Raw genomic sequence first — 11,770 nt, forward strand, 5'->3', positions numbered from 1 at the left:
ACAGGCTGCCAACAGCACATTGTAACGCGAGTGGTCATCCACCGAACACAGCGGATGACACCGCCCTTGGGCCAGCGGAAAATCCCCTTTGAAATCCACCTGCCACAACTGGTTGGGCGCACTCCGCTCAAACCGTTGATACGGCTGGGCCGCCAGACTCTGCGCCGGGCTGATCAGCCCGTGACGATGCAAGATGCCGGTGATCGTGCTCGTGGCGGGCAGTTCCGTGACGCCTAAATCCTGCAAACGCCGCCGCAGTTTGCGGGCACCCCAGGCCGGATGCGCCTGCCGCAGGGCCACCACCTTGTCCGCCATCTCCTGGCTGGTCTGGCCGGGGCTTCTTAGCGGCCGCCGTGACTGGTTGGCCAACGCTTCAACTCCGCCCTTTTCATAACGCTCCAGCCACTTGTAACCCACGGTAGGACTGATCTCGAACCGGCGACATAACTGCCGCACATTGGCTTCCGGCTGGCTGGCTAAACTCACAAACTCAAGTCGCACACTCATCAGGTCTTTCACAGGCCATGGCATATTTACGACACACTCCCACACCTCTTCCATGTGTCCACCATGTCTCCGCACACCTGTCCACCTTGTACCCAGTCCATACACCCTTGGAGGGGAGAGGGCCGGGGTGAGGGGTGCCGGGCTTTCCCTTTCTCCTGGTTCACTCGCTTCGGGGGCAGTGGCCTGCTGCGCCCCTCACGTCCCCCTTATTCTTCCTGTTGCAGCATCTCGTCCCATCCCCTAATTTCCCCCACCAGGATGCCATGACTCACCCTCCAAACCATGCGGCTCAATTTCACTAAACGATCGCGTCTGGTTGGTGTGCTGATCCTTGCCCTGCTGCTCCTCGGCTTCGGTTTTTACTATGCCTCCACGCAAAACGAACACCGCGCCGCCATCCAGGCCATCCGCGATGCCGGCGGCCGCTTCGGTTACGATTATGAAAATTACAACAACCCTCAAGGCTTGGCTCCGCACACATGGGTGCCCCCTTGGCTGCAAAGACTGATCGGTCCCGAATGGAAGGACATGTTTCATCAGGTGGACTATGTCATCTTTGAAGGAGGAGAAAGCCCTACTGATGAAACCATGGCCGCTATTTCCAAACTCCCTAAAATTACCCTGCTGGTTCTATGGGGTAACCGCACCGTTACGAGCCAAGGCTATGCTCATATCGGCAGCCTGAAAAACCTGACCCTGCTCAGCATTCAGGCCACCTCACTGGATGACACCGGCATGCTTCATTTGAAAGATCTGAAAAAGTTGCAACACCTCCAGTTATGCAACACCCAAATCACCGACCAATCCGCTCCAATTCTCAAAAACCTTCCCGCCCTGAAAGAATTATGGCTGGACGACACCAAGATCAGCAAACCAGCCGCGCGCGACATAGAAAAAGCACTCCCTAAGACAATGGTGACATACTGAACACTTCACACCCTATCCGCTTTTAATGCATCCCGTCACCCATCACCTCTACCGCCATTGGACCATTTACCTTGGTCTGTTCCTGTCCGCCCTCTGTCTCTTCACCGCCCTCCGCATTGAGTGGTTCAATGCCCAACCCTATACTACGAAGCTTCCGGTCCCGCCCGATTCAGGCAAATGGCGCTATTTCGGCAGCCCCTCCGGTTTGAAAGAAATGATGGAACGTAAATACCGAACCGACCACAACCTGCCAAAGGACGCTTCCTTCACTCCACAGCAAACAGCAGAAATTGAAACCCGTTTTCAAAAGAATTTGAAGCTGCAGGAATTAGATGACGATTTCCTCGTATTCGTCTCCTCCTTCGGCCTCCTCCAATACTTGATCACTCCAATCTTGTTTGCCCTTGGCCTCAAACTTCAATCGTCAAACAAACCCGACACGCAATTCGGCATCGCATTTACGATTATCGCATCCCTTTGCGGCCTACTCATGCTCTATCGCGGCTATTTCACCAGCCTCGGTTGGTAATTTCCCTTTCTGTGTATTCCGCGTATTCTGTGGTTTTATAATCCCCTACTTCTCCCTCATCACCCAAACTCCCGTCCAATCATCCGGCGGCGGCTCCGCCTTCAATTTCCGACACCGCTCCGCATACACCAGGCATATACGATCTTCCTTGTTCAATTCATACGCGCTCTCAAACGCCTGCAACGCCTTGTCCCAATCTCCCCGTCGATACAGCATCAGCCCTCGATTAAAATTCTCCACCACCGCGTCCATGTTCGGAAACGTTTCTGCCGTGTGAAAATCCAGCACCTCATACACCGCCACCGGTTCGCTCTTGCCCTTCACGACGACTCGATCCACCTCTCGCAGCCGATACTTCCCCCGCAACTTACGCATCGTGAATTCACTGATCAATATCTGTGCGTGATACTGCTTGCACGCGCTCTCCAGCCGCGCCGCGAGGTTCACACCATCACCGATCATCGTGTAATCCTGTCTCCGCGCCGACCCGATCGGCCCCGCCACCACTCGATCCGTGTTCAGTCCAATGCCAATCTCAATCGGCCTTTCTCCTCTTTCAATCCGCCCTTTGTTAAAACGCTCCAGTTCCCGGATCATCTCGATCGCCGCCCTCATCCCGCGATCCTCATCATCCTCATGCGCTACCAGCGTTCCAAACCCAGCCATCAGCGCATCCCCGATGAATTTATCCAACATCCCGCCCTCGCGCTGGATGCACTCCACCATGATCTCAAAATATTCGTTCAACAGATTCACCGTCCCCTGCGCCCCCAACTTTTCTGTCAGACTCGTGAAGTTGCGAATATCTGCGAACAATACTGTCACCACCGCATTACGTCCTTCATCAATATTGCCACCACCAGCAAGAAGTTTGTCCGCCAGCGCCGGGTCCATGTAACGCGTCATCGTGGACTTCATCCGCTTCTCCGAACTGATGTCCTCGATCATCAACATTGTGCCCAGCCGCTTATGCTCCATGTTGAAAAGCGGCAACACCGTGGCATTCACTGAACGCACCTCGCCCTGGCGCGTGAGTTCAGCATCCACTGCAGTTTCCACCGCCTCCGTCTTTTCCACTCGCTCGATCTTCTCCAGTAACCAGTTGTTCTGCGTGGTGAAGAAATCCGCTGCAGCTTTCCCCAACGTCTCCCGCGCCTCCGTCCCCAGAATGCGATACCCCGCCCGGTTGCACGTGATGATGCGCCCGCCATCGTCCAGCGTGATCACCCCATTAGACATACTCTCCAGCATGCTCTCATTGTAATTCTTCATGCTCTGGATATCCGCGAAGAGCTTCGCATTTTCCAAAGCCAGCGAGATGCGCGCACTGAACGCCCGTAATCTCGTTTCATCCTCCGTAGTGAAGACCCCGCCCGTCTTGTTCAGCGCCTGCACCGCCCCGATCGCCTTGCCCTGCTTGTTGATCACCGGCACACACAGGATGCTACGCGTAAAATAACCTGTCTTCTTGTCAAAACCCGGATTGAACCGCAGATCCGCATAGGCATACGGAATATTGATCGATTTCCCTGAGATGAACACCGCTCCTGCAATGCCCAAATGATCCGGAAAACGTATCTGCGTACTGTTCAGTCCGGTGCCCACCTCCGACCACAATTCACCCGTCTTGTCATCGTGCAGAAACAACGTCGCGCGATCCGCCTTCAACATGCGCCTCGCCTCGCCCATGATCTTCTGCAGCAGCGGGCCAAGCTCCAGTTCCGATGCTACATCCGAGACGACATCCAAAAACTCCAATTCCTGCGCTCGGGAACGCTGCAATCGCTCTGATTGCTGATGACTCTGCAACGTGATCGCCGCCTGCCCTGTGATGGCTTCCAGCAAGCCTAGATCAAACTCCGTGAACTGGCCTTCCTTGCGATTCAACATCTGCATCACCCCGATGACCTCACCCTTGGCCGTCTTCACCGGTGCCGCCAGCATGCTCCGCGTACGAAAGCCCGTCTGTTTGTCGAAGGTGCGATCAAACCGCTCATCCGCATACGCATCCTGGATGATCACCCCTTCTCCATGCGAATAGACGAAACCAGCGACACCATGTGTGTTCAGCAGCCGTATCTCCCGGCTCACATTTCCCAACGCCACGCGCGAATACAATTCATCCGTCTGCGGATCGTTTAGAAAAAGCGTGCCCCGTTCCGCCCCTGTCTGCTCCACACTCAATCGCACCAGCACTTGCAGCACTTCATCCAGCGTCTCAATGACCGAGACTTGCTGGCTGATGCTCAGCAGCATCTCCAGATGCCGCAACCGGTCCTCGGAGTTCACGATGCCCTCGAGTCCCGCTATCACCGGCTGCTTTTTCCCCTTTGCTTTTCCCATACGTCGATCCGGTTTTCAATGATGCTGCTTGGCTGCTTGATCCAATTGGTCCCTCAATGCCTGCACGGTCATCTTTAATTGCTCCGTCTCCGCTCGCGAAGACGCCAGCGCCTGCTGCACCGCCTGCTGCTTCTCGTGCTGCGCATCATCCAGCACCACGCGCAACTGATGCACCGTCTCTTGCAATTGATGTATCTCCGCATGCGCCGCTGCGACCGCTGCTTGCACCGCCTGCTGCTTGTCGAAATGCACCGCATCCATCTCATCCCTCAGTGCTTGGATAGTTTTCCGAAGCTGGATCATCTCCGCATTGCTTTCCGCCAAGGCCAACTGCTGGGCCTCATGCTGGTCGAATTTAAGAGAAGAAATCTCCTGCTCGAGCTGATGGATACGACGTTTCAACTCGACTGCATCCTCGGCCTCAGTGGCCGAACTGGCTGTGGCATCATTCGCCAAAAGAGTAACCTTCGCGGTCGTGCGTTGTGGAATACTTTCCTTATCCGCACCAACTGCCTGCATGGCAAGCAAATACCACGGCACCTCCACCCATCCTGCTTACTTCACGCTCTCTCCCGCCAAAGTCACCTCCACCCCCAGCACCCTCTGCCCCTCCACCAACGCTTCACCTCGCGCCTGAATGAGGTTCCCCATCCTGCCCACCACTTCCGCACTCAGAAAAACCGTCTGCCCCGGCGCTGCTGTTCCAAGAATCTTCGCATTCCGCACCGCTGTTAATTTCAGCCCCGCTAACGGTGGAATATTCGGATCCGATTGCGCCACCGTTCCTCCTAACTGCGCGATCGCTTCAATGAGCAACACGCCCGGCAATAACGGCATCCCCGGAAAATGCCCCTTCAAGTACGGTTCATCCCCGCGCATCGTGTACTCGCCAGTGCCGCGCTGACCCGGCTCCAGTGACAACAGCCGGTCCACAAACCGGAACTCCGGCCCATGCGGCAGACTCGCCAGCGCTCGTTTCAAAACATCGTCGCTCATCGTGATTTCATCGGATCGTTGACTTGATACCCCTGTGGAATCGCCGTGGAAAACAATCCCGCCTCCAGCTTCGGATTCTGCTCCGCCTGTTTGAACTCCGTCTTCATCGTGGAACCATCGCTGAACACCATCTCCGTGCTCGTCAGCGAAAGATTATTCACGCGAAACGCGAGCTTCAGCTCCGGCATCAATCGCTTCGCATTCGCACTACGCGGTTGCAACACCACCTCATGCCGATCCTCCACCGTCGTCTGCTTCAGGATGCGAAAACTCGTCTCCAGTGATTTCCGATCCCGCGGAAATCCCGCCTCCAAAAGCACCAGCAAATCTTTATAACGTCCCGCCTGTTCCGCATTCACCGGATACCGCTCCGCCCGCGAAAGATTCGGATACAACACCACCATCTCATTCGTCCCACGGATAGCGATGGTTTGTGCCGGTTGCCCCAGTTCCCAACGGAACTCATTTGGCGCTTGGAACATCGCCTTGCCCGGCGTGCTCAGCGGATTGCTCAATGCCTTCAACGTGCGCGTCTGCACAAAGTCCGCGCGCCACGTCTGCAGCTTCTGTTGCGCCGCGAACCACTTGTCCAGCAGATCGCCAGACGGCTCCGCCGCATTCACCACGGTGGCGATCAGCCACGCCGCGACGGCCAGATGGAAACGAAGTGATACCATTGCTCGGGATATTGTTTTAAGAGCGGCTCAAAGGCACGCAGTAACTGTTGTGTGAACTTTTGACGCACCTCACGGCTGTTCAATTCAGCCCGCGAATACGCCATCTCCGGCAGGATGTGCGCTGCGTAAATATCACCATCACGCACGATCGCCGTCGGCAAGATAGCACAGCCCGTCGCCCGCCCCAACTCCGCCACCGAGATGGACGCCATGAACGGCTGCCCGCACACCTCCACCTCCACCTCCGTCCCCTTCGGCGGTCTATCGATCAGCAACGCCACCGATGCCCCCTCCTGCAATCGCTTGATGACCTCCACAAACGCAAACGCATCCTGCCCCACCACCAATGTCTCAATGCCCCACCGCTCCCGCGATTGCTGCCGCAACTCCGTGAACCCATCCCCCGGCTCCGCCTGCGTCAGCACCAGTAATTTAACTCCCCGTTGCGTCAGCAATGGCCCGCCAAACTCCCAATTCCCCAAATGCGGCGTCACCAGCAGCACACCTTTGCCTTTCTTCTGCGCATTCTCAAAATGCTCCCAGCCAGTCCATTCGCCGAACAATCCTTTAACGTCCGCCCCACTCTCATACCGCCACAAGTCCACCAGCTTCTGCCCGAAATTGCTGAACAGCTTCAACGCCTTCTCGCGCGCATTCACCGCATTCGCTCCCAGCAACGGCTTAAGATTCTGCTCCACGATCCCCAACCGCGTCTCATTCACCCTCGCATAAACTCGGCATAACACGCGCGCCACCAGACTCACCAAACCTTCCGGCAGATTCTTGCCCAGCCACAATCCCGCCTTCCACCAACCCACTCGATAAAGCTTCGATGGTGCCTTCGCCGGTTTCTCCTCCATCGGCCCCGCACAGATCTGCCACATTCGCGGCAGCAGCAGCAGCGACACCGCGATTGCACACACGATGCCCAGCGAGCACACCTGCCCCAAGCTCGCCAATCCCGCATTGCGCGAAAACGCCAGCGACCCAAACCCGATGATCGTCGTTGACGAACACAACAGCACCGCCTTGCCCGTACTATGCCACGTCTCTTTCCAATCACCACGCGCACGTCGCAACGCCAATTGCAAATGAATGCTGTAATCCTCCGCCGACCCCAGCAACAACGGCAACGCCATCAAGTTCAGCAGATTCCATTGCCACCCAAACAGCCGCATGAATGCCAGCATTAAGAATCCGCTTACGAGCAAAGTACTGATACTCAACAAAACCTCACTCCATCGGCGAAATGCCATCCAGAGCGATGTCACCAGCAGAATGGAACAAGGCAGCATCACCCAGATGAACCGCTCCTGCACATGCTTCAAAATCGAGATACCCAGCAACTCCCACCCCGCCACCCTCGCTCCCTCACCATCCAGCGCACGATTGATCTCCAGCATCACCTCATCCCCGCTCTTCGCCGGCGTGATGATGCCCATGGCATAATGCTCCTTCTCCCGCCGCACGACGACCTGCTCTAAAATCCACGTCGCCGTCGGACCACTCGGCAATCGCAACTCACTCCCCTGCGCACCCCAATAACGCAGCATCACCTCCGTCACCTTGAAAGCGTTCCCGGCAAAACCCGCCTTCTGAAATGCCTGTTGCACCCGCTCCGAATCCGCCGCCAATGCCTTCAACCGTTCCCGGTTCGCCGCGATCAGCGATGGTTGCGGCCAGAGCGTGATCGGAAGTAACGCATCCTTCACCAACCCCATCTCACGCAACTCATGCAACGTTTTGTTCGCCTGCTGCAATCTCTCTGCCACTTGCGCATCCGTCTCACCGCTTAAGACCAGCAGCACCGGTTCATTCGTGCGTCCCAGCTCGTGCTTGAGCTGATCCATCGCATCATACGCCCCGCTGTCACGAGGACGCAGCGGCTCTGAACTCGCCGTCAATCCCGGTTGCCCCTCCATCTGCAAAATCACCGCCGCTGCTACCAAAGCGATCAAACCCGAGATGAATCCAAACCGCAGGAACTGACTGTCACCCGGCGCAGTCTTAACCCCATGCCCTGCCTCAGGTGTTCCTTCTCCTTGAGCCCTTGGAATGACCTTCGGAAAATAATGCAGCACCAGCCACGCACCCGTAAGAATTCCCGCTGCCACCAGCGTTCCCAACTGCGCCAAGCCCGGCAACCCACCGAAGTTCAACGACGCAAACGCAGCCGCCGTAGAGATGCCCGACCACCAGATCCCCGGAGCGATCTCCGCTCGCAATTCATCCGGTGATTTCCCCGAAGCGATGCCCTCCTGATACAGCACCAGCGCAAAATCCACCACCATCCCGAAGAGGATCGCCGCAAACCCCAAGCTCACCACATTCATGCGTCCGAACAGCAATCCACCGATCGCCATCGTCAAAATCACATTCGCCGCCAGCAACAACACCAGCCACAACAACGGCTTCAACCGCCGATGCGCGATGAGAAACACCACCGCGATCAACGCCAGCGACCCCGGCATCGACTGTCGCATGTCCGTCTCCATGCTGTTCGCGATCTCCGACATGAACGCCGGCCCGCCCGTCAATCTCACCTCCACTTCCGTATATGCCGAATCCGATTGCACCCAATCACGAATGACCGATCTCACCTCTTCGAGCCACCGCGTCGCCTGATGATAATCCTTCAGCGGCGTCGCCGGATCGACATGCAACAATCGGAACGTCCCATCCGCCGAAGCAAACAACTGGTTCGAGCCCAGATCATCCGGTGAAAGATCACCTGATGAAACGTTCAACAAATCCAGCGGATCATAACTGCTCCGCGCCACGCTCTCAGGTGAGAACGAAGTCGCCAATCCTTCACGCACCTTGTCCAGATGCGCTGATAATTTATCCGGCTGAAAACGCTCCTCCAGTTTCTGCACCGCATTGGAATCCGAGTTCAGCCACAGATACGCCACCAGTTCGGCTGCCCCCAGCGGATCCTCCTGCCACGGTGGTTGCCAGATCGCCCTCCCGATGAGATTCGTATTCCCTCGCAGCGTGTGCGCCAACGACCGCGCCGCATCTTCGCTCACTCCAGCATCCGGTGACTTCAGCGTGATGACCAGCTCCCGGGCATTGGCGAAATGCTGTTGATGCGTGCGCAGTCCCTGCACCACCGGCAAATCACTCGGCAGCAAGTTCAGCACATCCACATCCATCCGCAGACGGCTCAAGCCGATGACCGCCAGCACAGCGAACGCAATCAACACCCACTTGCGAAAGCTCATGGCGCAGGCACCCCTTCGATACGCTCACCCGTCTTCAGATTCGTCCACCGCGCAGCCCCGCTTGGAAGTTTCTCAATCTTGAGCGCCGTCGCTTCCTTCTTCTGCAACGCGATCAATAACCACAGATGCGTCGCGTCATTTGGCAGCACATCGCCTTTCCCGTAACGCGGACGCGGCCCATACTCCACCCACCATCGAGTTCCTTCCGACTGCACCGTCGCCAGGATCAGCGGCGTCTTGCTCACTTGCAGAAATGTTTTCCCTGATGGATGCCGCGCCTCCAGCACATCACAAACCATCTCATTAGCCTCCGGCTTCGCCTGCCACACCACCTGATATTGCCGCTGTGTCCATCCCGCTTGGCTCAAATCCACCGGCGCAAACGGCGAAGGCGTACGACAACCAGACAGCAGCAGCAACGCCACCAAAGCGATGCTGAAACGCATAAACAAAGACTGCCGCTCAAAACTCATTGAAAAGAGATACGTGGGAGCAGCGCAAAGCGGGCCTGCGTTCTCACGATGAAGAAGAATATCGCCAACCGCCAGCGCATCGCCCAGCCGCCTTCCAGTTCACCCGCGAGCACCGCATTCACCGCTGCTGGCAGGCTGAAACGTCCCCGCGGTTCTAAGAACACTTCCATGAACGGCGTCGTGTAAAAATTCTCCACCATCTGCCAGTAAAACCGCATGGCATAGAAGACCCTCTCTTCGTAAGCCTTGAAGCGCGTTATCGGGTCATCGTTCTTCCGTAACGTCTCAATCATTGCCTGCGCCGCGAGCTTGCCACTGAACATCGCCAGATAGACACCCGCAGAAAAGATCGGATCCAAGAAGCCCGCGGCATCCCCCACGCGCAACAGGCGCGGCCCGTAAAAACGTTTGTTGCGATAGGAGAAATCACTCGTCGTACGGATCTCACCGCACAATTCCGCATCACCCATGTGCTGACGCATCGTCAGGCTGGAGTCCACATACTTCTGGAACACCTCAGCCGGAGTCATCTTCAGCGATGAATATTCTGAATTATCCATCACACAACCCACACTCGTTTTCTCTTTCGAGATAGGAATGATCCAGAACCATTTATTATCCAAACGCACGATGATGGTGTCCGTCTCCTTCGGTCCCATGTCCCGCTTCACGCCCTTGAAATGTCCGAACACCGCGAGCTTCTTCAACCGCGGATGCACCTCACGGATGCCTTCTTGATTCCCCGTCATGTTACCACGACCGCTGGCATCAATGATATAACGGCTCTTGAAGGTCACCGTCTCTCCCTTATCAGAAACCGCCTGTACCGTCGCCTCCGCACTGCCCTGCTCCACCTGTTTCACCGTCCACCCATGGCGCACCTCTGCGCCCATCTCCGCCGCATGTTTCAAGAGCACATGATCAAAAGTAGCGCGTTCCACCTGGATGGCTTCAGAGAAACGATTGAATTTCCCTTCCCGGAAAACAAACTTGGTCCCCTTCGAACCATTGCCCAAATGAAACTGCGCTCCGAACTTTCTCAGGAAACCCGCCTCTTCCAGTTTCTTCTGCACTCCGATCTCTTCAAAGATTCGTCGATTGTACGGCAGCAAGGATTCGCCGATGTGAAACCGGGGAAAATGTTCCTTCTCCAATACCAGCACCTTGATCCCCGATTGCCGCAGGTAACAGGCGGAACTGCTTCCACCGGGTCCACCGCCGATGATGATCACATCATACGGCTCCGACGACATGGGTGTTGCTGACGACATGCACTTTTATTCGATTCCCAAGATACGACGCCCATCCTCTGTGATCATGGATTGATGCCACGGCGGATCCCACACGATCTCCACAACTGCATCCTCCACCTTCGGCAGGAGTAAAAGTTTCTGCTGCGCATCCCGCGCGATGGTCGGCCCCATGCCGCAACCCGGCGCCGTCAGCGTCATCTTCACGAAGACCTTGCTGTTTCCATTCTCCAGCTTCTCCGTAGCCATGTCATATACTAACCCAAGATCCACAATATTCACGGGAATCTCCGGATCGTAACAGGTCTTGAGCGCCTCCCATATCATCGGCTCGCTCAATTCAGCATTCGCATCGACCGCTTGCGCGTCCATCGACATTCCGAGCGCATCGGCATCCTTTGGTGCGATGCGGAACAAACCGCCATGCCCGCGCACCGTGATGCTACCGCCCAGTGTCTGGGTGATATCCACTTCCAGCCCGTGTGGCAACGTCACTACATTACCTGCCGGGATCTGGACCGCCTCGCAATCCCGCTTGAGCTGAACCGTCGTTACTTCGTGCATGCGAGGAAGATAGCTCAAGAACCACAACTTCAAAGCGCGAAGTTTTCGGAGCGCGGGTCTCCGACCCGCAGCAATATCCATAAGCCAATGGCACTTAATTGATCAGACTCTGAAGATGCTCTCTCCTTCTCCCGCGGGAGTGTAAAGACTGGAGAGATGGTGGACAGGTGTGCGGGGACATGGTGGACACATTTTGAGTTGGCCAGTGCATCAGGTTTTAGGAACTGGTTGGGTTTGATTTTCACGCAGGTCCAGTTCCTTGATGACCTGCATTTGGAAG

At 56.3% G+C, this 11,770-nt stretch carries 11 protein-coding genes; 2 read left to right on the forward strand and 9 right to left on the reverse strand.

Annotated elements, in window-relative coordinates:
- A partial coding sequence (locus tag VGH19_23775; protein HEY1174405.1) for a helix-turn-helix domain-containing protein occupies window positions 1-531 on the reverse strand: 531 nt, incomplete at its 3' end.
- Between the two features lie 258 nt (window positions 532-789).
- Between VGH19_23775 and VGH19_23780 the strand changes: the two genes are divergently transcribed.
- The gene (locus tag VGH19_23780) at window positions 790-1,434 is read left to right on the forward strand and encodes a leucine-rich repeat domain-containing protein (GenBank protein HEY1174406.1); all 645 of its coding nucleotides are present in this window, start codon (window positions 790-792) and stop codon (window positions 1,432-1,434) included.
- Between the two features lie 25 nt (window positions 1,435-1,459).
- Window positions 1,460-1,963 (forward strand): hypothetical protein, encoded by a 504-nt coding sequence (locus VGH19_23785; protein HEY1174407.1) that lies wholly within the window; start codon window positions 1,460-1,462, stop codon window positions 1,961-1,963.
- Window positions 1,964-2,008: 45 nt separating this feature from the next.
- Here the strand turns inward: VGH19_23785 and VGH19_23790 are convergent, their stop codons facing one another.
- Genes VGH19_23790 through sufT form a run of 8 tightly spaced genes read right to left on the reverse strand, consistent with a single transcriptional unit; the run spans window position 2,009 to window position 11,490 of the window.
- Window positions 2,009-4,306, reverse strand: a complete 2,298-nt coding sequence (locus tag VGH19_23790; protein ID HEY1174408.1) for a GAF domain-containing protein — start codon at window positions 4,304-4,306, stop codon at window positions 2,009-2,011.
- Between the two features lie 15 nt (window positions 4,307-4,321).
- Window positions 4,322-4,825 (reverse strand): hypothetical protein, encoded by a 504-nt coding sequence (locus tag VGH19_23795; protein ID HEY1174409.1) that lies wholly within the window; start codon window positions 4,823-4,825, stop codon window positions 4,322-4,324.
- A gap of 36 nt (window positions 4,826-4,861) precedes the next feature.
- The gene (locus VGH19_23800; GenBank protein ID HEY1174410.1) at window positions 4,862-5,302 is read right to left on the reverse strand and encodes a 3-hydroxyacyl-ACP dehydratase FabZ family protein; all 441 of its coding nucleotides are present in this window, start codon (window positions 5,300-5,302) and stop codon (window positions 4,862-4,864) included.
- The gene (locus VGH19_23805; protein HEY1174411.1) at window positions 5,299-5,979 is read right to left on the reverse strand and encodes an outer membrane lipoprotein carrier protein LolA; all 681 of its coding nucleotides are present in this window, start codon (window positions 5,977-5,979) and stop codon (window positions 5,299-5,301) included. Before VGH19_23805 ends, VGH19_23800 begins: the two co-directional genes overlap by 4 nt.
- On the reverse strand, window positions 5,937-9,203 hold the full coding sequence (locus VGH19_23810) for an MMPL family transporter (protein HEY1174412.1): 3,267 nt from the start codon (window positions 9,201-9,203) through the stop codon (window positions 5,937-5,939). Before VGH19_23810 ends, VGH19_23805 begins: the two co-directional genes overlap by 43 nt.
- Window positions 9,200-9,649 (reverse strand): hypothetical protein, encoded by a 450-nt coding sequence (locus VGH19_23815; GenBank protein ID HEY1174413.1) that lies wholly within the window; start codon window positions 9,647-9,649, stop codon window positions 9,200-9,202. Before VGH19_23815 ends, VGH19_23810 begins: the two co-directional genes overlap by 4 nt.
- Before the next feature lie 23 nt (window positions 9,650-9,672).
- Entirely contained in the window at window positions 9,673-10,947 is a 1,275-nt protein-coding gene (locus tag VGH19_23820) for an NAD(P)/FAD-dependent oxidoreductase (GenBank protein ID HEY1174414.1), read from the reverse strand.
- Between the two features lie 6 nt (window positions 10,948-10,953).
- The gene (gene sufT / locus VGH19_23825; GenBank protein HEY1174415.1) at window positions 10,954-11,490 is read right to left on the reverse strand and encodes a putative Fe-S cluster assembly protein SufT; all 537 of its coding nucleotides are present in this window, start codon (window positions 11,488-11,490) and stop codon (window positions 10,954-10,956) included.
- Window positions 11,491-11,770 lie beyond the last annotated feature (280 nt).

The sequence above is a fragment of the Verrucomicrobiia bacterium genome, from assembly GCA_036405135.1.
GTDB lineage: Bacteria > Verrucomicrobiota > Verrucomicrobiia > Limisphaerales > JAEYXS01 > JAEYXS01.

What these genes read in the sequence shown, in the direction of transcription:
- VGH19_23780 (HEY1174406.1), top strand. Translation starts at nt 790, where the DNA reads ATGCGGCTCAATTTCACTAAACGATCGCGTCTGGTTGGTGTGCTGATC.
- VGH19_23785 (HEY1174407.1), top strand. Translation starts at nt 1,460, where the DNA reads ATGCATCCCGTCACCCATCACCTCTACCGCCATTGGACCATTTACCTT.
- VGH19_23790 (HEY1174408.1), bottom strand. Translation starts at nt 4,306, where the DNA reads ATGGGAAAAGCAAAGGGGAAAAAGCAGCCGGTGATAGCGGGACTCGAG.
- VGH19_23795 (HEY1174409.1), bottom strand. Translation starts at nt 4,825, where the DNA reads ATGCAGGCAGTTGGTGCGGATAAGGAAAGTATTCCACAACGCACGACC.
- VGH19_23800 (HEY1174410.1), bottom strand. Translation starts at nt 5,302, where the DNA reads ATGAGCGACGATGTTTTGAAACGAGCGCTGGCGAGTCTGCCGCATGGG.
- VGH19_23805 (HEY1174411.1), bottom strand. Translation starts at nt 5,979, where the DNA reads ATGGTATCACTTCGTTTCCATCTGGCCGTCGCGGCGTGGCTGATCGCC.
- VGH19_23810 (HEY1174412.1), bottom strand. Translation starts at nt 9,203, where the DNA reads ATGAGCTTTCGCAAGTGGGTGTTGATTGCGTTCGCTGTGCTGGCGGTC.
- VGH19_23815 (HEY1174413.1), bottom strand. Translation starts at nt 9,649, where the DNA reads ATGCGTTTCAGCATCGCTTTGGTGGCGTTGCTGCTGCTGTCTGGTTGT.
- VGH19_23820 (HEY1174414.1), bottom strand. Translation starts at nt 10,947, where the DNA reads ATGTCGTCAGCAACACCCATGTCGTCGGAGCCGTATGATGTGATCATC.
- sufT (HEY1174415.1), bottom strand. Translation starts at nt 11,490, where the DNA reads ATGCACGAAGTAACGACGGTTCAGCTCAAGCGGGATTGCGAGGCGGTC.